18 protein-coding genes are annotated in these 19,361 nt (G+C 70.7%); 10 read left to right on the top strand and 8 right to left on the bottom strand.

The features are described 5' to 3' along the window. Positions 1–9: 9 nt before the first annotated feature. A complete protein-coding gene (locus tag GWK61_RS25365) occupies positions 10–1,398 on the bottom strand; it encodes a class I adenylate-forming enzyme family protein (protein WP_194911940.1) in 1,389 nt (462 codons plus the stop codon). 338 nt (positions 1,399–1,736) lie between these two features. Between GWK61_RS25365 and GWK61_RS25360 the strand changes: the two genes are divergently transcribed. From GWK61_RS25360 to GWK61_RS25330, 7 genes are all read left to right on the top strand, one after another. Beyond that, positions 1,737–2,876 carry a methyltransferase domain-containing protein gene (locus tag GWK61_RS25360; protein ID WP_194911939.1) on the top strand — a complete coding sequence of 380 codons (1,140 nt, stop codon included), beginning with the start codon at positions 1,737–1,739 and terminating at the stop codon, positions 2,874–2,876. After that, positions 2,873–4,063 (top strand): glycosyltransferase, encoded by a 1,191-nt coding sequence (locus tag GWK61_RS25355; protein WP_194911938.1) that lies wholly within the window; start codon positions 2,873–2,875, stop codon positions 4,061–4,063. Before GWK61_RS25360 ends, GWK61_RS25355 begins: the two co-directional genes overlap by 4 nt. Continuing rightward, positions 4,047–4,811 carry an ABC transporter permease gene (locus tag GWK61_RS25350; protein ID WP_194911937.1) on the top strand — a complete coding sequence of 255 codons (765 nt, stop codon included), beginning with the start codon at positions 4,047–4,049 and terminating at the stop codon, positions 4,809–4,811. Before GWK61_RS25355 ends, GWK61_RS25350 begins: the two co-directional genes overlap by 17 nt. A gap of 18 nt (positions 4,812–4,829) precedes the next feature. Beyond that, on the top strand, positions 4,830–5,789 hold the full coding sequence (locus GWK61_RS25345; protein ID WP_194911958.1) for an ATP-binding cassette domain-containing protein: 960 nt from the start codon (positions 4,830–4,832) through the stop codon (positions 5,787–5,789). A 2-nt stretch (positions 5,790–5,791) separates the two neighbouring features. Beyond that, positions 5,792–6,811 (top strand): UDP-glucuronic acid decarboxylase family protein, encoded by a 1,020-nt coding sequence (locus GWK61_RS25340; protein ID WP_194911956.1) that lies wholly within the window; start codon positions 5,792–5,794, stop codon positions 6,809–6,811. Positions 6,812–6,816: 5 nt separating this feature from the next. Continuing rightward, on the top strand, positions 6,817–8,175 hold the full coding sequence (locus GWK61_RS25335) for a condensation domain-containing protein (RefSeq protein WP_194911936.1): 1,359 nt from the start codon (positions 6,817–6,819) through the stop codon (positions 8,173–8,175). Positions 8,176–8,255: 80 nt separating this feature from the next. Next, positions 8,256–9,557, top strand: a complete 1,302-nt coding sequence (locus GWK61_RS25330; RefSeq protein WP_194911935.1) for a condensation domain-containing protein — start codon at positions 8,256–8,258, stop codon at positions 9,555–9,557. Positions 9,558–9,776: 219 nt separating this feature from the next. Here the strand turns inward: GWK61_RS25330 and GWK61_RS25325 are convergent, their stop codons facing one another. The 5 genes from GWK61_RS25325 to GWK61_RS25305 all read right to left on the bottom strand — a co-directional run bounded on the left by GWK61_RS25325 (position 9,777) and on the right by GWK61_RS25305 (position 15,338). Next, entirely contained in the window at positions 9,777–10,148 is a 372-nt protein-coding gene (locus GWK61_RS25325) for a hypothetical protein (protein ID WP_194911934.1), read from the bottom strand. Positions 10,149–10,238: 90 nt separating this feature from the next. Beyond that, positions 10,239–11,696: a condensation domain-containing protein gene (locus GWK61_RS25320; protein ID WP_194911933.1), complete on the bottom strand. Its 1,458-nt coding sequence runs from the start codon at positions 11,694–11,696 to the stop codon at positions 10,239–10,241. Continuing rightward, entirely contained in the window at positions 11,693–12,631 is a 939-nt protein-coding gene (locus GWK61_RS25315) for a helix-turn-helix domain-containing protein (RefSeq protein ID WP_194911932.1), read from the bottom strand. The genes GWK61_RS25320 and GWK61_RS25315 overlap by 4 nt, the downstream gene beginning before the upstream one ends. Before the next feature lie 105 nt (positions 12,632–12,736). Then, a complete protein-coding gene (locus GWK61_RS25310; RefSeq protein WP_194911930.1) occupies positions 12,737–14,758 on the bottom strand; it encodes a class III lanthionine synthetase LanKC N-terminal domain-containing protein in 2,022 nt (673 codons plus the stop codon). A 16-nt stretch (positions 14,759–14,774) separates the two neighbouring features. Then, a complete protein-coding gene (locus GWK61_RS25305) occupies positions 14,775–15,338 on the bottom strand; it encodes a hypothetical protein (RefSeq protein WP_194911928.1) in 564 nt (187 codons plus the stop codon). A 181-nt stretch (positions 15,339–15,519) separates the two neighbouring features. Here GWK61_RS25305 and GWK61_RS25300 point away from each other — a divergent pair, with 181 nt between their 5' ends. The 3 genes from GWK61_RS25300 to GWK61_RS25290 are packed head-to-tail and all read left to right on the top strand — an operon-like array spanning position 15,520 to position 17,802. After that, positions 15,520–15,975 carry a helix-turn-helix domain-containing protein gene (locus GWK61_RS25300; protein ID WP_194911927.1) on the top strand — a complete coding sequence of 152 codons (456 nt, stop codon included), beginning with the start codon at positions 15,520–15,522 and terminating at the stop codon, positions 15,973–15,975. Positions 15,976–16,019: 44 nt separating this feature from the next. Further along, positions 16,020–16,550, top strand: coding sequence for a hypothetical protein (locus GWK61_RS25295; RefSeq protein ID WP_194911925.1), 531 nt, complete (start codon positions 16,020–16,022; stop codon positions 16,548–16,550). A 7-nt stretch (positions 16,551–16,557) separates the two neighbouring features. Beyond that, a complete protein-coding gene (locus GWK61_RS25290) occupies positions 16,558–17,802 on the top strand; it encodes an MAB_1171c family putative transporter (RefSeq protein WP_194911924.1) in 1,245 nt (414 codons plus the stop codon). A 33-nt stretch (positions 17,803–17,835) separates the two neighbouring features. Here the strand turns inward: GWK61_RS25290 and GWK61_RS25285 are convergent, their stop codons facing one another. Together GWK61_RS25285 and GWK61_RS25280 are read right to left on the bottom strand one after the other, a co-directional pair. Then, positions 17,836–18,774 carry an SCO4651 family lipoprotein gene (locus tag GWK61_RS25285; RefSeq protein WP_194911923.1) on the bottom strand — a complete coding sequence of 313 codons (939 nt, stop codon included), beginning with the start codon at positions 18,772–18,774 and terminating at the stop codon, positions 17,836–17,838. A gap of 152 nt (positions 18,775–18,926) precedes the next feature. Further along, on the bottom strand, positions 18,927–19,361 hold a 435-nt coding region (locus GWK61_RS25280; RefSeq protein ID WP_228562922.1), incomplete at its 5' end, for a hypothetical protein.

Below are 19,361 nucleotides of genomic sequence, written 5' to 3'. Positions count from 1 at the left end.
CAGAAGAGCTCAGCGCGCGTTGGAGAGCACGCTCTGGTCGCGGACGAGCTTTCCGGTCGCGGTGCGCGGCAGCTGGTCGACGACGTGCCAGGCCCGGGGCCGCTTGTAGGGGGCGACCCGCTCGGACAGGCCGGCCTGGACGTCCTCCAGACGGCCCGTCGGCGCCAGGACCACGTACGCCTCGATCGCCTTGCCGTACACCACCACCGCGGCCTCGACGCCGGGCAGCCCGGCCAGGGTGTGCTCGACCTCGCTGAGGTCGACCTTCAGGCCGCCGATCGAGACCTGCGAGTCGCGGCGGCCGCGGACCCGCACCAGGCCGGTGTCGGCCTCGACGGTGCCGGCGTCCTTGGTGTGCAGCCAGCCGTCGGACCAGCGCGCGGGGTCCACGAGGCCGACGTACGGCGAGTTCTCCATCGCGATGTGCAGCTCGCCGTCGGTGTCGCGGATCTCGATCCCGGGCGCGGGCATGATGGCGGGGCGGTGGTTCCCGAACAGGTCGGTCCCGATGACGCCGAGCTCTGTCATCCCGTACATGTTCCCGAGCCGGATCCCGTAGCGGTCGGCGAACGCGTCGTGCACCTGCGCCCGCACCAGCTCGCCGCCGGTGGTCATGCCGGTCAGCTGCGGCAGCCGCGGCGGTTCGGCGACCGCGGCCAGCAGCTCGATGTGGAACGGCACGCCCAGCAGCGTCGTCGGCTCGGGCCCGGCGCCGACGGCCTCCAGGATGGCGTCGGCGGTCATCCGCCCCGGCAGCACCAGCTGCACGCCGGCGTGCAGGCCGTACAGCAGCCCGCCGACCAGCCCGAGCACGTGCACCATCGACGCCAGCGAGACGATCCGCTCGCCGGGGCGCGGCACGCCCTCGCCGATCGCGGTGTACCGGTCGATCTCGGCGATCAGGTCGGACGCGGTCCGCCCGATCGACTTCGACGGCCCGGTCGATCCCGAGCTCAGCTGCACCAGCGCGTGCGAGGTCTCAGAGGGCTGACCCCCCGGGTGCGCGACGACCTTCTCCTGCACCTCGTAGAAGGCCCGCAGCGCTCCGCCGCTGGACTTCTCCGTACTCACCACGAACTGCGGCGCGAGCCGGGTGACCGCCTGCTCCACCTCGAACGCGGTCAGCCGGTGGTCCAGCAGCGCGGCGCGGGCGCCGATCCGCCAGGCGGCCAACAGGTTCGTGATGAACGTCAGCGACGGCGGCAGGCACAGCGCCACCGATCCGCCGGCCCGCAGGCCCGTGGCCGTCAGCCGCTCCTGCCGCGAGGCCACCAGGGCCCGCAGGGTCGAGCGGTCGACCGGCGCCCCGAGCACCAGGCACACCTGGTCCCCCGGTCCGGCCAACAACACCTCGTCGACCCATTCCGGGTCCGTGGGAATGTCGATTCCCGCAGCCATCACCGACACCTCCGCCCACGCCGAATTGAAAATCTCGAAAAAGGAGAAAAGGAAACCATCCGGAAGGCTGCGGCACGGACCTGCCACAACCGTTCGGCGACGGCGCAAGCTTTGGCTCAAGTGGACCTCAACGTCAAGCGTGGCCCCATGTTCGAGTAAAGTTCGCAGGTCAGGGCTCTGGAATAAAGCCATTGCGCCGTGCAAATTTTCACCGTTGACCGAGATGCGGCCAGCGGGCTAGCGTCATCGCCGGTCGTACCACACGTAGAATCCGTGCATTTTCTTGCCCGTGCCGGCAATCTCCTCGCCTTCTTTTCCCGCCTGCAAATGGAGCATCGGTGAACGCTGACATGAACACGGCGGTCGAGCGGTACTACGACACCACGCTCGATCTGTACGAGGAACTGTGGGGCGAGCACGTCCACCACGGCTTCTGGGACGAGGGCGAGCGCCCGGACGCGGACGGCGCGGACCGGCACACCGCCACCGACCGCCTGGTGCACGAACTCGTGTCCTACGCTGGCGTCCCGGCCAAGGCGCGCGTCCTGGACGTCGGCTGCGGCATCGGCGGCCCGGCGCTGTACCTGGCCGGCGCGCTGCGCTGCGCGGTCGTCGGCGTGACGCTCAGCGCCCAGCAGGCCGCCCGCGCCGGCGAGAAGGCCGCGGAAGCCGGCCTGGCCGACCGCGCCGAGTTCCATCAGCTGGACGCCCTGAGCACCGGCTTCCCAGACGCGTCCTTCGACGTCCTGTGGGCCGTCGAGAGCCTGATGCACATCGCGGACCGCGACGCGTTCTTCGCCGAGGCGATGCGCCTGCTGCGCCCCGGCGGCCGGCTGGCGATCGCCACCTGGTCGGTGCGCGACGGAGCCTTGTCAGAGGACGAACAAGAACTGGTCGACCAGATCCTCAAGCACCAGGTGATGCCGAGCTTCTCCTCCCTGGAGGAGCACGAGCGCATGGCAACGGCCGTCGGCTTCACCGAGGTCGCCTCGGTCGACTGGAGCCGCGCCGTGGCCAACTCCTGGGACCCGGAGTTCGCGCTCATCAAGAAGCCCGAACACGGCCGCGCGACGATGGTCTCGCTGGCCCGCGAGCGCGGCGCCGACGTCCTCGGGTTCTTCTACGCCGGGCCGTTGATGAAGAAGGGCTTCGACACCGGGGTCATGACGTACGGCGCGATCCGCGCGGTCAAGCCGGCGAAGACCTTCGGTGAGGTCGTCGAGCTGCTGGGCGTGGTGCTCGACGAGGACCACGCCTGGCGCGCGACTGTGACCCCCGCCACGACGCTGGACGGCGACCTGGAGCTGGAAAGCATAGAGCTGACAGCGCTGAGCGAGGCGCTGCAAGCCCGCTACGGCGCGACCGTGGACCTGGCGGCGCACGTCGCAGGGCTCGATGTCGACGAGATGATCGCCTTCACCGTCGGCGACCTCGCCGCCTTCGTCGCCGCACACACCGCGCAGGCCGACGGCGCATGAGCCGGTTCCTGTTCGTCAGCCTCCCGCTGACCGGCCACGTGAACCCGATGGCGGCGGTCGCGAAAACGCTGACCGCGCAAGGGCACGACGTGGCGTGGGCCGGCTCGGAGTCGTATCTGCGGCCCCTGGTCGGCCCGGACGCGGTGATCCAGCAGATCCCGCTGCGTCCGCACCGCCGCCAGGCCGACCGCGGCATGGCGGCGGCGAAGACGCGGTGGGAGGAGTACATCGTCCCGCACTGCAAGGTGTCGCTGAAGGGCGTCGACAAGGCGGTCAGGGCCTTCCAGCCGGACGTGGTCGCGGTGGACCAGCACGCCGTCGCCGGCGCGCTGGTCGCCCACCGGTACGGCCTGACCTGGGCCTCGATGGCCCCCACCACGATGGAGCTGACCCGCCCCTACCGCGCGCTGCCGAAGGTCGAGGCCTGGATCCACGGCCACCTGGCGAAGTTGTGGACCGACGCGGGCCTGCCCGGCGAGCCGCCGCACGACCTGCGCTTCTCACCGCATCTGCTCATCGCCTTCACCGGCACGGCGCTGACCGGTCCGCTGTCCTGGCCGGACAACGCGGTGCTGGTCGGTCCGGCGATCGCCGACCGGCCCGCCGACCACGACTTCCCGCACGACTGGCTCGACCCGGCGAAGAAGCACGTCCTGATCTCGATGGGGACGCTGACCTTCGGGACGTCGAACGGCTTCTACGAGCGGGCCGTGGAAGCGGTACGGCCGCTCGGCGACCGCGTCCAGGCCATCGTGACCGCGCCGCCGGAGAGCATCCCCGATCCGCCGGACCACGTCCTGGTCCGCACGCGCGTCCCGGTCCTGGAGCTGATGCCGAAGCTGGACGCGGTGGTGTCCCACGGCGGCCTGAACACCGTCTGCGAGTCCCTGGCGCACGGCGTCCCGCTGGTCGTCGCGCCGATCAAGGGCGACCAGCCGATCAACGCCGCGCAGGTCGCGGCGGCCGGGGCCGGGCTGCGCGTGAGCTTCGCGCGAGTCCGGCCCGAAGCGCTGCGCGCGGCGCTCGTGACAGTGCTCGAAGACCCGTCCATCCGCGAGTCGGCGGCACACGTGCGCGACTCGTTCGCCGCCGCGGGAGGCGCCCGCACAGCCGCCGAGCAGCTGGCTCTGTCGGTTAAGACGTCCTTCGGCGAGAAAGAGAGGGATTCCCTTGAAACTCCTGCGTGACACCTGGTTGATCTTCCAACGCAATCTCCAGTTGATGCTGCGCTCGCCGATGTGGGTGGTGCTCGGCGTGGCCCAGCCGGTCGTGTACCTGCTGCTGTTCGCGCCGCTGCTGAAGCCGGCGCTGGCGACGATGGGCGCGCACTCCCAGGCCGAGGCCTACCGCATCTACGTGCCCGGCATGCTGGTCGCCCTGGCGCTGGCCGGCGGCCTGTACGCGGGCTTCGACCTGCTGCAGGAACTGGCCGCGGGCATCGTCGAGCGGGCCCGGGTGACCCCGGTGAGCCGGCTGGCGCTGCTGCTGGGCCGGGCCTTCCGCGACGTGGTGGTGCTGGTGGTCCAGGCCGCCATCATCATCGTGCTCTCGCTGCTGTTCGGGCTGACCGTCGGGATCCCGAACCTGCTGATCGGCTACGGCATCCTGGCCCTGATCAACCTGACCAGCGCCTCGTTCTCCTACGGCATCGCGATGAAGATCAAGAAGCCGGCGGTGCTCGGCCAGCTGATCAACAACGTGGCGCAGCCGCTGATGCTGCTGTCCGGCACGCTGCTGCCGATCGCGCTGGCGCCGCTGTGGCTGCGCGACACCGCCAACGGCAACCCGTTCAACTGGGCCGTCACCGGGATGCGCGAGCTGTTCACCGGCAACCCGGACCACTCGGCGGTGTGGAAGAGCTTCGCCATGCTCGGCGCGCTCGCGATCGTCGTCATCGCCTGGTCGGGCCGCAAGTTCGCCAAGTCGGTCCGGTAAGGGGAGAAGAAGATGGGCATCATCGAGATCAAGGGTCTGGCCAAGAGCTTCGAGACCCGCTCCAAGCGCAAGACCACCAAGGTGGACGCGGTGGTCGGGGTCGACCTGGACGTCGCCGAGGGCGAGATCTTCGGCTTCCTCGGCCCGAACGGCGCCGGGAAGACCACCACGCTGCGGATGCTGGCCACGCTGATCGTCCCGGACGCCGGCGACGCCACGATCGCCGGCGCGGACCTGCGCACCCAGCAGGCCCGGGTCCGCGAGGCCATCGGCTACATCTCGCAGGGCGGCGCCACCTACGACGACGCCACGGCGCGCGAGGAGCTCGTCCTGCAGGCCCGGATGCACGGCATCAGCAAGGCCGAGGCGCAGCGTCGGGCGGTCACCGCGCTGGCCGCGTTCGACCTGACCGAGTACGCCGACCGGCAGTGCAAGACCTACTCCGGCGGTCAGCGCCGGCGCGTGGACATCGCGATGGGCATCATCCACGAGCCGAAGATCGTCTTCCTCGACGAGCCGACCAGCGGCCTGGACCCGCAGAGCCGCGCACACATGTGGGACGAGGTGCGGCGCCTCCGCTCGGAGGGCATGACGGTCTTCCTCACCACGCACTACCTGGAAGAGGCCGACCAGCTCTGCGACCGCGTCGCGATCATCGACGGCGGCACCATCGTGGCCGAGGGCACGCCGGACGCGCTCAAGCGCGAGATCTCCGGCGACATCGTCACGGTCGGCGTCGGCGAGGACTTCGCCGAGAAGGCGTCGGAAGTGCTGACCGGCCAGGACTACCTGAGCGCGGTCGAGATCCGGGACGGCGGCCGGCTGCGGCTGGCGGTCGAGGCCGGCGAGACCGCGGTGCCGCTGGTGATGCGGACGCTGGAGGACGCCGGGATCGCCACGGCCACGATCGAGGTGCACCGGCCCACGCTGGACGACGTGTTCCTGACCAAGACCGGCCGCTCGCTGCGGGAGTCGTGACCGTGGGGGAGAGCCAGGCCGGGGAGCACCGGACCGACGGCACAGCACGTGAGATCCACCGGGCAGTGGTGACCGGCGGGGCCGGCTTCGTCGGATCCCACCTGTGCGACCGGTTGCGCGACTCCGGCGCGGCCGTGGTGTGCGTCGACAACTTCCTCACCGGTTCGGCGGACAACGTCGCGCACCTCGCCGGCGACCCCGGGTTCGAGCTGGTCGAGCACGACGTCACAGAGCCCTTCGACGTCGAGGGTCCGGTGGACGCGGTCTTCCACCTCGCCTCCCCGGCCTCGCCGCACGACTACGCGCGCCATCCGCTGGCCACGCTGAAGGCCGGCTCGCACGGCACCCTGCACGCGCTGGAGCTCGCCGGCCGCAAGGGCGCGCGCTTCCTGCTGGCGTCCACGTCCGAGGTCTACGGCGACCCGCTGGTGCATCCGCAGGTCGAGTCCTACTGGGGCAACGTCAACCCGATCGGGCCGCGCAGCCAGTACGACGAGGCGAAGCGGTTCGCCGAGGCGATGACCGCGACGCACCGCGCGCACCTGGGGTTCGACACGACGATCGTGCGGCTGTTCAACACCTACGGACCGCGCATGCGGCCGCTGGACGGCCGCGCGGTGCCGACGTTCGTCAGCCAGGCCCTGGCCGGACGGGAGATCACGGTCGCCGGGGACGGTCTGCAGACCAGGTCGCTGTGCTACGTGGACGACACCGTCGCCGGGATCCTGGCCGCGGCGCGCGCCGGGCATCCGGGGCCGGTGAACATCGGCAACCCGGCCGAGCTGACCATCCTGGAGCTGGCCGACCGGGTGCGGGAGCTGTGCGGGTCGGGCGCGGCGACGGTGTTCGTGCCGCGCCCGGGCGACGACCCGGACCTGCGGCGGCCGGACATCACACTGGCGGTGTCGGCGCTGGGCTGGGCGCCGGTCGTGGACCTGGACAAGGGGCTGACCGCGACCATCGACTGGTTCGCCGCGCGGCTCGCGGGCCGGGACGGCGCTCCGGCCGAGCGCGGTCGGTGACGGCCATGCGACAGCACACGATCATGGTGCCGTTCCACGGCGAGGGCTCCGGGACCGAGGAGCTGACCTGGGGCCAGTGGACCGTCTGGCGCATGATGACCGGCTTCGACGGGGTGTTCCTGGTCGGCGGGGCGATGCGGCTGGAGGAGGGCACGACGCTCGACCACCTCAGGCATCTGCTGGCGTTCATCATGAAGCGGCACGAGTCGCTGCGGACCCGGATCCGGACCGAGCCCGACGGCTCGCCCCGGCAGGTGCTCTCCGAATCCGGCGAGGTCGGGATCGAGATCGTCGACGTCGCGGACGGCGAGGATCCGGCCGAGGTCGCCGAGGCGATCCGGGTGCGGTACGAGTTCGAGCCCTTCGACATCGCCAACGACTGGCCGGTGCGGATGGCCGTGGTCCAGAAGGACGGCGTGCCGGACCACTTCGTGGCGATGTATCCACACATGGTGATCGATGCCTACGGTTTCGACGCGCTGGTCGGGGACCTGGCGAACCTGGACCGCGAGACCGGCGCCGAGCTGGCCCCGCGGGCCGGCATCCAGCCCCGGGACCTGGTGCGCAAGCAGCGCGAGTCGGCGGCCGAGCGGCAGTGCCAGGCCTCGCTGCGGTACTGGGAGCGGTGGCTGCGGGAGATTCCGGCGCGCCGGTTCAACGGGCCCTACAAGGGCAGCGACCCGCGATGGTGGGACTGCACGTACGACTCGCGCGCGGCGTTCCTGGCGATCGGCGCGATCAGCGCGCGCACCGGTCTGCACAGCGGGCCGGTGCTGCTGGCCGCCTATGCGGTGGCGCTGGAGCGGGTCACCAAGGCCGGGCCGAGCGCGATCCGGATGGTGGTGAGCAACCGGTTCCGGCCGGACTTCGCGGCCTCGGTCAGCGCGGTGGCGCAGCCGGGGCTGTGCGTGTTCGACGTCCGCGGCTGCACCTTCGACGAGGCGGTGGTGCGCGCCTGGCACGCGCAGATCGCCACCGGCAAGAACGCGTACTACGACCCGCGGCGGCTGGTGGAGCTCCGCCTGCAGATCGAGAAGGAGCGCGGCGAAGAGCTGGACCTGATGCTCTACTTCAACGACCGTCGCAAAACGCTGGCGCAGCCGGTGGCCGAGCCCGAAGCGGTGGCGGACGCCGAGCAGATCTGGGACGCGGTGCCGCTGTCCCGCATGACCTGGGGGATCCGGTCGAACTCGCCGGACGTCAAGGCGTACCTGGACGTCAACGGCAGCCCGGACACGCTGAACGTGACGCTGCGCGCGGACACGCAGGCGCTGACGCCGGGTGAGCAGGTGACGGTCCTGCGCTCAATGGAGGAGGTCCTGCTGGCCGCCGCGTTCGACCCGGGATACCCGACCGGGGCGTGAGTCCGGCCCGGCGCCTGTTTCGGCGGCTCCCTCCCTCAGGAGCACGAATCAGCCCTCAAGCACGAGTAAGGAGTCCGGTGATGGAGACGACGAGTCTGACGGCGAACCCGACAGTGAGTCCGACGACATACCCGATGACGATCGGCCAGCTGTCCGTGCACCGCGATGTGGAGCTCGTCCCCGCCGACCGGCTGTGGGAGGCCAACCTGCAGCCGGTGGTGTGGGACGTCCGCACGCCGTGCACGGTGGAGGACGTCTGGCAGGCGCTCGGGGCACTGGCCGAACGGCACGAGTCGCTGCGCACGAACTACCTGTTCGAGGCCGACGGCTCCGCGCGCCAGTTCATCGGCGCCCAGGACGCCGCGGAGGTCCTGGCGCGCGTGGACCGCGGCGTGGCCGACGTCGAGGAGCTGCCGGCGCTCCTGGCGAGCAAGTACCAGGAAGCGCTCGACATCTACCACGGGATCCCGTGGCGTGCGTGGGTCATCACCGCGGACGGTGTGCCGACGAAGGTGCTGCTGGTGGTGCACCACATCGCCGCCGACGGCGCGGCAGCCCTGATCATGCAGGACGACTTCCACGCCCTGCTCGCCGGCGAACCGCTGGACCCGCCGGCCGGCCAGCCCATCGCGATGGCTCTGGACCAGCAGGGCGCGGGCGCGTTCCGGCTGCGCGCCGCGCAGCGCTACTGGCGCCGCACGCTGGAGGCGGCCCCGCGCCTACCGGAGGCCGCAGTTGCCAACGCCGAGATGCTCGGCGCCGTACTGCAGACCGGCATCCCGCTGGAGCTGGCGCACGCCGGCGCGGAGAAGCTGGACGTGAGCATGGCCTCGGTCGTGCTGGCGGCGTACTACCACGCGGTGCGCACGGTCCTGGGCCGGTCGGCACTGCTGCTGATGGCGATGTCGGCCAACCGCTTCGACCCGAGCATGGCCGGCGTGGTGACGTCGCTGACGCAGTGGGCGCCGATGCTGCTGGACTTCGACGGCACCGAGCCGTTCGCGGAGCTGGCGGCCAAGGTCAACGGCAAGGCCCTGAACGCCTTCAAGAACAGCATCTGCGACCCCGACTACGTGGTCGACGTCCGCGAGGAGTACTTCGAGAAGACCGACCCGCCGGTCGACAAGGGCTTCAGCACCAATGTGATCCTCGCCCCACCCGGCTTCGCCCCGGCGGTGGAGCAGGAGCCTCACATGGTGGAGTTCGCACCCCCGGCACGCTCGTTCGGCCCGGGCTTCTACTTCATCGTCAGCGGTCTCGAACGCATCGACGTGGCCGTGCGCTGCAACCGGCCTGACGTCGACCAGCCGACGCTGGCGGCGATCCTCGACGTGTTCCAGAAGACGCTGCTGGAGGTCGCCGGGCTGCCGGCGATGGGGTGAGGGGAGAGTCACCAGAGACGACCGACCGCGGCGATGCCTGAGCCGGAACCCGCACCCGGCTTGGGCGACGCTGCGGTCGGTTCTTTTGGTGGTGGCCCTCCCTCGGATCAAGTTCGGGTGGTGACCGGATCAGCTTTGCTGGCGAGACCCTTTCACGGGTCGCTGTGCTTCACAGAGCGCTGTGCTTCACAGGTCGCTGTGCTGCGATTCCCCTGCGGCTCAGCCGTGCGTCGTCGTGACGGCGAGCGTGCGCGACCCGGGGTTGCCCTGCTGCAGGCTGCTCCAGGCACCAACCGCCGTAAGGCTTCCCGGCCCGGTGGCCACGACCGAGAACAGCGTGTTGGAGTTGTCCCCCTGCGGGTCCTCGTTCGCGCCGGGCACGATGCTCCAGGCGCTGCCGTTCCAGTGCTCGAACAACGGCAGGATCTGCTCCCCGCCGCCGGTCGTGGAGTAGCCGGCCGCCCAGGCGTTCGTCGGCGACACGGCCGCGACGGCGGCGAGCCGGCTGCCGGAGGTCCCGTCCGGGGTCGGCGAGGCCGACCACTTGGTCCCGTTCCAGTGCTCCGCCAGCGTGTGGTCGGTGGTGCTCATGTGTGGGTGCTGGTGTCGGGTGGGTGCGGTTGGTTTGTGGGTTTTAGAAGCTTTTTAGGCCGCCCTCAGCCGCCGCCCGCGCGCGCGCCCTCACCCCACCGGTTCCGCCTCCGCCGCGGCAACCGCGCCGACCCCGGTCGCCGTCGCCGGGTCGCAGGCTGCTGCGACAGCCAGCGACTCCATCGTCCGGGCCAGCTTCTCCATATCCTGACTCGTCACGTGCCAGGTGTCCGCCGACACCAGGACCGTGACCGCGTCGTTGTCATCGGGCACGTTGTCGATGGTGACCATCAGGCGCTCGTTGAAGAACGGCAGCGCGCTCCACACCACCGGTGCCTGCGCTGCGGCGGCCGCCGTCAGCGCCTGGATGCTCGGTTCCGATCCTGGTGCGGTGCCGCTGCGCTGGGAGGGCCGGTCGTTGTAGTAGCACAGTGCCAGCTCCTCACCACGCTCGCGTTCGACCTCGGCCAGCAGTGTCTTCCACTGCTCCAGGTCGAAGTAGGCGTACTTGTAGGTCCGCGTCACTGCACGCTGCGCGCGCTCGATCACCTCGTCGACGGTGGTGTCCGCGACGTCGACCACGAACAGGCCGCTCTGGCTGACGTTCCCGACGATGTCGGCCATGCCGGGGCGGAAGCGGTTGCTCACCAGCATCTGGGCGGCGGTCGGCTGCTCGCCGGTCAGGCGGGCCAGCGCCGTCGCGAACAGGCCGAGGAGCACCGCGGAGACGTCGCAGTCCAGGCGGTGCGCGATGCGCGTCGCCCCGAGCAGGAGGGGAACCGACCGCAGCGTCGCCCTGCGGTAGCGGGATCCCGTCTCGGGCACCGCCGCGGTCGGTCGTCTTCTCGGCAGCGCGGCCAGTTGGCGCTCCCAGTAGCGCAGCGAGGCGTCACTCTGCCTCCGTCCGGCGGGCGTGGCCTGCTGGACGGTCAGGTCCAGCGGGTGGGTCGGCACCGGGCCGCGGGCCTGGCCGGTGACCGGGTCGCGGTGGAGGAAGTCCTCGTACATCGCGAAGGCGCCCGCGCCGTCGGTCGCGAAGTGGTTCAGGACGGTCAGCAGGTGCGTCAGGACGCCGGCGCGGCGTATCAGGACCATGCGGATCGGGTACTCGTGCTCGTCGTCGAAGTTGCGTTGTTCGTGCTCTGCGACAAGCGCCGTCAGGACCGCGTCGAGGTCGGTGGCGGGGTCGATGTCGAGGATGTGCAACGGGGCCGTGCCGGAGGCGTGGACCACCTGGGTCGGGGGGCAGCCGGGCTCGAAGCGCAGCAGGGTCCGCATGGCCTGGAAGCGGTTCAGGTAGAAGCAGAGCTCGTCGGCGAAGTCCTCGACGGCGGCCGTCGGCGGCAGCTCGCGCAGCGCGCACATGTTCATCGACGAGCCGAGGTTCCGGATCGCGCCGAAGATGTGCTGCTGGCCCCAGTTCAGGCCGCCGCTGCCGGCGTCGTCGCCGGAGAACGGCACGTCAATGGTCTGACTCGCGGCGATGAGGGACGCCAGAGAGTCCGACACCTCCGATGGCAGCTCCGAGGACAGCGGGACCGTGGTCATCCCACCCCGCCCATGCTCTTGATCGCCAGCCGCAGCCATCTACGGGTCTCCTCGGGGCCGAGCGCGGCGGCGCGCTGCTGTTCGAATGTGAGCGTGTACCGGTCTATCTCGTCGCCGCCGTCGACCAGGCACCAGCCGACGACGCCCCCGACGAACCCCACGTGCTCGGCCGGCTTGGTGGCCGGCGCGCCCTGTTTGGGGACCTGCTTGACCTGCCGGGACGACCGGGCCTGCTTCTCCCCCGAGCCGAGCGTCATCAGCGTGAACCCGGTGTGCGCACCCGGATACACCCGGCCGTCCGGGATCACCCGCACCTCGGTCCGCGGATGCCGCGAGACCTCCAGCAGGTACGCGGCCTGTCTGACCGCGACCGACCGGTCGCCCCAGCTGCGCAGCACCGCGTGCGCGTCCAGCACCACCTGCACCCGCGGCCCGGCCTCGACCGCGAGCCGGGTCTGGCGCCGGGTCAGCACCGAGGCCAGCGCCTGGCGCTCGCCGGGGTTCTTGTCGGGCCAGAGCCCCGCTATCAGCATCCTGGTATAGGCGGCGGTCTGCAGGATGTCCGGCACGAACACCGGCGCGAACACGTCGAGGGCCACGCACGTGTCCTCGTACTCCAGGTAGCGCTGGAACGGGGCCGGCAGGGACCCGGCCTCGCCCTCCTGCCACCAGGTGCGGCGCAGCGCCTGCGAGGCCTGCTCGACCAGCTCGTCGGTGGTCGAGGGGTCCAGGTCGTAGACGCGGCACAGGGCCCGCACGTCGTGCGGGTTGACGGCGTACTGCCCGTTCTCGATGCGGGAGATCTTCGCCGCCGACATGGCGTCGGCCGGGGTGAGCCGGTGGGCCACCCGCTCCAGGGTGAGTCCGGCGTTGACCCGGTGCGCCCGCAGGGCGGCCCCGATCCTACGGTGCCGCAGAGTCGCGCGTTCGGTCATGGATGTCGATCCGCCCCCTGACGTCGTCACGGCTCCATCAGGCCTCGACCTTACTGGTCCGTGCGGCCGCTGTAAACTGGAGTGAATGGAATGACAGAACTTGATTCACATCAGCTGCCGTGACGTGGTGGCCAGCCGATTCCCGCCACGGTGGCGCAGCCGCCGCAGGAAGCCCAGCACGCCCGACGTGCCTGCCGCCCAGCCTGCACTGCTCCACGTAAGTTCGACATCAGGGAAAACCGGCTGTGACCAGGTTCCCCCGCTGCGGGCCAGCACGAGCCGGGCGACCAGTGCGGCCTCGTGCCACCGGCGCTCGTCCCCGGTGGCCTCGGCCAGGTCGATGAGGAAGTCCCCGACGCCGGCCAGACCGCAGCACTGGACGACCTGCGGCATCCGCGGCGCGATGCGGACGCAGACGTCAGCACACTGATCTGCAAGCTCAAGGTATCTCAGCTCACCGACACACTCGGCGGCGCGAATCAGGACGCTGCCGATGCCGGCGAGCCCCCGGCACCACGAGCCGTGGCGCCGCGTTCCCCCGGGGGCCAGCGCCCGGGCCAGGAGCGTCGGTATCAGGGCTGCGAGACGGTCGCATGCGACACGTACCGCAGCCATCGCCTCGGCGTGCTCAGCGTTCCCGGTTCCGACTCCAACCAAGACAACCCGGCTGCTGTGTTCGGCAAGGAAGTACGCGACCCCCGCGTCCCCGTGTGCGATCCCCGCCGCGAGCGCCGCGTTGCCGGGCTTGTCCGCGTCGGTCGGGGTGAGCGTCGCGAATCCGCCGGTGATGAGCCGGTGGCATTCGGCGGCACCGGTGAGGTGGAAGTCCCGGACTCCGCTGTGCGAAGGCGAGACGAAGGCGTCCGCCAACAACAGATGACCGAGTCCGATGCCCGCCGCGCCTTCGATGAGATCGGCCTCCGGCGGCCCTCCGTCGAGCCGTCCACGCGGCAGCAGGCCGTCGTGGTCGTAGGGCAGACCGGCCTGCTGGAGGAACACCGCGACGCCCATGCGTCCGGAGTACAGGCTGGCCGACAGGTCCCGGGCCTGCCGTGTCGTCCAGCGCGCCAGCAGCTCGACGACGTCCGCGACGCCCGGCCGGTCCCGATGCTGGAGCAGTTCCCAGCCGAGCCCGGAGCTCCCGGCGTACAGATCGGTCGGCCCCGAGCCTTCCCGGACGGTGTCCCGCGCGGCTTGCACGCAGTACGCGACCGCGTCCTCGATGATCTCGTCCAGCAGATCCGCGTCCGGAATCGGCGGCAGGTGGCTGGTGTCGGAGACCTTCATCAGAGTCCGGATACGCCTGGAGACCGCGGGCGGGACGTCGGCCGCCTCCAGCCCGGCGAGTGTCCGGTCGCGGTTGACCGCGGCGTCGTCGTCGATGAGGACCGGCTCCAGACCGGTGGCGACGTCCAGCTCGGAGTCGTCCTCGGCGACGAAGGCGCGCGCCTGCTTCAGCACGACGCGCAGGTTCAGGGCGTGGTCGATCGCGCGGTAGACGTTGCCGTGCGCCGCGCGGACGATCCCGGCGGTGATCTCGTACCGGCCGCCGGCCAGCGAGGCCGAGGTGCGGGCCGGCCGGACGCCCGGCCCGTCGGGCCGGAACGGGTCGACCGCCCACGGCGGGCACCGGTGGTGCCCGGTGGCCAGACCGTCGAAGCCCTGTCCGTCAGGGCCGATCATCACCGATTCCAGGCGGCCGCCGGAGCCGGTGCGGTAGGTGGCCTCGAAGGGCCCGTAGCGGTAGTAGACCGGGGCGGAGGGCGATACCCGCATGTCACTCAGAACGCGCGGGCCGTCGATCCCGTTCAACGCCTCGACCAGGGCGGAAGCGATCTCGACGACGCTGTCGGGGGCGGGGTGGACCGTGACGGCCCTGCCGACCGCGCCGGGGCTGCGGAACCCGGAGTTGAGGGCTCGGAGGATCTCCGGGGTCCGCGCGTACTTCACATGGCAGACGTACTCGTCCAGCACCGGCAGGACCCGGGCCACGACCTCGTCCAGTGTCGCCGGGCGGGCCGAGACGTGCAGCTTCCAGCCGTGCGCCACCCCGGGCATCCGCGGATCGACACGGTGCACCCAGTTCTCGTCGGTCCGCCTTCGGCGGCCCGCGGTGGCTTCGCTCATCTGCGGAACCGGAGCGCTACAGGAGCTTGTCGAGGATCACCAGGTCCGCGTCGGCGGAGGCCAGGAGCTTGTTGGACAGCGAACGCTCGGCGTCCGCACTGGCGAGGAGCTTGTTCGAGAGGGACCGGTCCGCGTCCGCGCTCGCGAGGAGCTTGTTGGACAGCGACCGGTTGGCATCCGCGCTCGCGAGCAGCTTGTTCGAGAGCGACCGGTTCGCGTCCGCGCTCGCGAGCAGCTTGTTCGAGAGCGACCGGTTCGCGTCCGCGCAAGCGAGGAGCTTGTTGGACAGGGACCGGTCCGCGGTCCGCTTGAGCGAGTCGCGCAGGTTGGCGCGCAACGGCTCGCGGACGTTGGTGGCGCGCAGCGGCTCACGCACGTTGAGCTCACGAACGTTGGCGCTCCGCAGCGGTTCGCGCACGTTACGCTCACGGACGTTGAGCTCGCGGACGTTGGCGCTCCGCAGCGGTTCGCGGACGTTGCGCTCGCGAACGTTGCGCTCGCGGACACTGAGCTCACGCACGTTCCGCTTGAGCGAGTCGCGCAGGTTCTGCTCGGCGAGCAGCGGGCTTGCAGTGGGCATGAACGACCTCCAGGTTGGGAGGGATCAAGGAATGAGTCAGCGGTCTGACTCTTTTGCGAACCTAGAACAATTCATTCTGGCTGACAAGACCTCAAGTCGCGTCCACGACGGCTGTCGGCCGATCGATTAGCATGGACCCCGATTCGGGCTCGTGGGGGCAGGCATAGAGGGGGTCGACGGGGTGGCACATGACGGGCCTGGCGGACGAAGGACGCTCGCGGAGAAGATCGACATCCTCTTCCAGACGGTGCGGCGGCCCAACCGGGAGATGTTCAGCAACGACGAGGTCGCCACGGCCTGCCGCGAGGCGACCGGCGAGAGCTTCTCGGCGACCTATTTGTGGCAACTGCGCACGGGGCGCAGGGACAACCCCACAATGCGACATCTGGAAGCTCTGGCGCAGTTCTTCGAAGTCCCGGTAGCCTATTTTTTCGACGATGATCAGAGTACTGCCATCGCACGCGAACTGGAGCTGCTCGGCGTGCTGCGCGACGCCGGGGTGCGCAACGTCGCGCTGCGGGCGTTGACGTTGTCCCCGGAGGGCATCGACACGCTCAACGACATGATCGACGTCCTGGTACGGCACGAGGAGAAGGCCCGCACGGCGCAGGGCAAGGGCGGCGCCGACGAAGACTGACGTCGAATCATCCGGCGGCGGAGCCGGCGCGGAAGAGGTGGGCTGTGGGGACGCGCGACGGCCGGGCCGAACTGTGGCGGAGGTGTCAGGCGGTGGTGGACCGGCTGGATCTGCCGGACCCCTTCGACGCCGAGGGCTTCATCGCCGCGCTGGCCCGCAAGCGCGGCCGGCCGATCGAGCTGATCGGCGTGCCGGCCCGTCCGGACCGGCCGTGCGGCCTGCTGGTGACCACCGCGCGCACCGACCTGATCATCTACTCCAGCGACACCAGCTCGGTGCACCGGCGGCACATCCTGCTGCACGAAGCCGCGCACCTGGTCTGCGAACACGACTCGGCAGGTCCCGGGCCCGGCGGAGGCGTCGGCACGCTGCTGCCGCACCTGTCCCCCGCGCTGATCCGCAGCGTGCTCGGCCGCACCGTCTACACCGAGCCGCAGGAACGCGAGGCCGAGCTGATCGCCACGATGATCCACCACCGGGTGGCCCGCTGCCGGACCTCCCCGGCCCGGCCCGCGCCGGCCCGACCGCGGGCCGACACGGTGATCGAGACGATGTTCGGCCGCGGCGAGGTCTGACCCGCCGATGTCCGACCTCGCCGCCTACCTGGGCGCGGCGGTACTGGTGGCGCTGGCCGCCTGGGCGTTCGCGGTCGAACTGCGCGGCGGCCGGCACCCGATCCGCTGGGCCGGCCTGGCGTTCGCGCTGTTGGAGGGCTGCTCGCTGGCGCTGCTGGCCCCCGGCACCGTCGCCCTGGGCCACGCCGGCGTCGACGGGCTGTCGGTGATCGCCCTCGGCGACACCGTCCGCACCGCCGCCCTGAGCTTCCTGATGCTGCTGGCCTGCCTGCTCAACCCGCGCCCGGCCCGCCGCCGCTCGCCCTCGGGCCAGGCCGCGATCGCGGTGTCGGCGCAGGTCGTGATGGTCCTGCTGTTCCTCGCCGCGCAGCCGACGCTGACCGCCGACGGGAACCTGGTGGCCGCCGCGCACGGCCGCTGGCCGCTGGCCGCGCGGGTGGCGCTGTTCGCCGCCTACGCGGTGTGGGCGCTGGTCGAGCTGTTCATCGCGCTGTTGCCGCAGGCCCGGCTGTCCCCCACCGGCCCGCCGCGCTGGGGCGTGCGGCTGATCCTGGCCGCGGTGTGCGTCGGGGTGGTGTGGTCGCTGTGGTCGTACGACGACATCATCCGAGTGCTGCGCTACGGCACGCTGGACGGCAGCGAGGACACGGTGTCCAACATCCTGGGCGCGGTGTGCGCGACGCTGGTGGTCGCCGGAGCGCTGATCGGCAAGTGGAGCGAGGCGTTCCGGGCGACGGCCCGCTGGCTGCGGCTGTGCCGGTGCTACCTGGTGATGGGGCCGCTGTGGTCGGCGCTGCACCAGGCGATGCCGCAGATCGGGTTCCCCGGGGGCGGCCGGCCGCTGCTGGCCGGACGGCCGGCGGGGATCGAGTTCGCGCTCTACCGGCGGGTGATCGAGATCTACGACGGCCGGCTGGTGCTGCGTGCCTACCACCATCCGGCGGTGGCGGCCTGGCTGGCGCAGTCTCCGCCGGACGCCGCGCTGGTCGAGGCCGTGACGATCGCCACCGCTTTGGAGAACATGCGGCAGGGACGGCGGTTCGGCGGTTCGCGTGAGTTCGGGGCCACGACCGGTGGGGACGCCACCAGCGGGGACGCGGCCGTCGGCGGCGCAGCCAATGGCGGTGGCGTCGGGCTCATCTCGCCGGACCTGGACGCCGAAGTGCAGTGGCTGTCGCGGGTGGCGAGGGCGTTCCGGCGCTCGCCGGTGATCCCGGAGTTGCTGGAGCGGTTACGCGCGGAGGAAGGGTGAAGTGGGGACTTCCCCACTTCACCCTCGACGCTGTCAGCCCTGCTGGTTCTTCAGCAGCTGCGCGATGTCGACGGTCTGGTCGGCCGGCGGCGCGGTGACCGTGACCGGCGCGCTGCCCCAGTCGCTGTAGGTGAGGTCGCCCGCGACGGCGCCGGCGGCCGTGTTCTCGCTGAACTTGATCTCGACCGGTAGGCCGCTGCCGTCGACCCACAGGTCGTAGCTCGTGTTGGTGACGCCGGCCTGCTTGGCCGTGGCGGCCAGCGAGTCCAGGTCCTGCTGGCTCAGCCCGCTGCCGGCCGAGTCCTTGACCAGGTCGTTCGGGTCGACGGTGCCGGCGAAGTGCAGCGTCTGGACGCCGTCGCGCTGCTCCTGGCCGACCTTCTTCAGGTTCGGCGAGGCCATCAGGTCCTTGAGCTTCATACTGGGGTCGTTGTTCTTCCCCAGGTCCTTCATGAAGGAGAAGCTCGACAACCCGGGGACGCCGCTGAGGTTGTTGAAGTCGATCTTCATCCACTTCTTGCCCTGCAACGCCGACGCCCACTGCGGGCTGTTGCCCATGTTCACGTAGGCGACCGTGCCGCTCATCCGCATCTCTATCTGCCCCATCTGCGACAGCGCGGCGCCGACCTGCGAGTCGGTGGAGGACATCGCGAGGGTGAGGTTCATGGCCAGCGACGAACCGAAGGACATGGCGCCGGAAGCATCCTCCTTCAGCATCGGCATCGTGAGGGTCATGTGGACCTTCGCGCTCTGCTTCGCGGCCACCGCTTTGGTGGACTGCGCGACCGCCTGCGGCGCGGTCATCTTCGCCAGCAGGGTGATCGCCTGGTTGGAGACGGCGCCGGAGTCGCCTGAGCCACCGGAGCCGCCGCCCTGGGCGGACCCCGTCGTGCCGGACGACGCGCACGCCGTGCCGGTCACGGCGACCGCGGCTGCGACGACGAAGACCGGGATGATTCGATTCTGACGCATTTGATCCCACCCCCATGCGTGAATAACGAGGACTAAATCCTAACGCCGCGGACGGATAGTCGTGACCAGGCTATTGCGTCAGGCCCCTGCGACCGCGCGTCGATCCAGCTCTTCCCAACAACGTGTCGGCAAGTATTTGAGCAAGCCCGAATTCATCCGGCCAGCATGATGCCGACGAACAGGGACGCCAGCGCGGTGATCCCGGTGAGCGCCCCGAAGGCCGCGATCGCGCCCTTGGTCTTGGCCTGCGCGTGCATGTACGCGGTCAGGCCGGAGGCCGCCACCACGACGTACTTCACGATCAGCGTGGTGTGGTACGAGCCGTGGTCCTTGTCGTGCTCGGCGATGACGTTCCACACGCCGGTCAGGATCAGGACGGCGAAGGCCGGCCAGGCGATCCGGTTGAAGCCGTTCGCCGCCGCCTTGGTCACCTCGGACCCGGCCTTGCGCAGCACCGGCACCAGCGCGGCCAGCGTGATCTGCCCGCCGACCCAGATGGTCGCGGCCACCACGTGGAGGAACAGGCGGATCGTGTCCCAGTGCACGGCGAGCATGGCGGGCCTTCCTTCGGGGGGCGGGTCTTCGGG

Source organism: Catenulispora rubra, assembly GCF_015356825.1.
Taxonomy (GTDB): domain Bacteria; phylum Actinomycetota; class Actinomycetes; order Streptomycetales; family Catenulisporaceae; genus Catenulispora; species Catenulispora rubra.
This window is presented reverse-complemented; position numbering and strand designations above follow the sequence as displayed.

Excerpts from the sequence above, each read along its gene's own strand:
- GWK61_RS25365 (WP_194911940.1), bottom strand. The coding sequence starts at position 1,398 with ATGGCTGCGGGAATCGACATTCCCACGGACCCGGAATGGGTCGACGAG.
- GWK61_RS25355 (WP_194911938.1), top strand. The coding sequence starts at position 2,873 with ATGAGCCGGTTCCTGTTCGTCAGCCTCCCGCTGACCGGCCACGTGAAC.
- GWK61_RS25335 (WP_194911936.1), top strand. The coding sequence starts at position 6,817 with ATGCGACAGCACACGATCATGGTGCCGTTCCACGGCGAGGGCTCCGGG.
- GWK61_RS25330 (WP_194911935.1), top strand. The coding sequence starts at position 8,256 with ATGGAGACGACGAGTCTGACGGCGAACCCGACAGTGAGTCCGACGACA.
- GWK61_RS25325 (WP_194911934.1), bottom strand. The coding sequence starts at position 10,148 with ATGAGCACCACCGACCACACGCTGGCGGAGCACTGGAACGGGACCAAG.
- GWK61_RS25320 (WP_194911933.1), bottom strand. The coding sequence starts at position 11,696 with ATGACCACGGTCCCGCTGTCCTCGGAGCTGCCATCGGAGGTGTCGGAC.
- GWK61_RS25315 (WP_194911932.1), bottom strand. The coding sequence starts at position 12,631 with ATGACCGAACGCGCGACTCTGCGGCACCGTAGGATCGGGGCCGCCCTG.
- GWK61_RS25310 (WP_194911930.1), bottom strand. The coding sequence starts at position 14,758 with ATGAGCGAAGCCACCGCGGGCCGCCGAAGGCGGACCGACGAGAACTGG.
- GWK61_RS25305 (WP_194911928.1), bottom strand. The coding sequence starts at position 15,338 with ATGCCCACTGCAAGCCCGCTGCTCGCCGAGCAGAACCTGCGCGACTCG.
- GWK61_RS25290 (WP_194911924.1), top strand. The coding sequence starts at position 16,558 with ATGTCCGACCTCGCCGCCTACCTGGGCGCGGCGGTACTGGTGGCGCTG.
- GWK61_RS25285 (WP_194911923.1), bottom strand. The coding sequence starts at position 18,774 with ATGCGTCAGAATCGAATCATCCCGGTCTTCGTCGTCGCAGCCGCGGTC.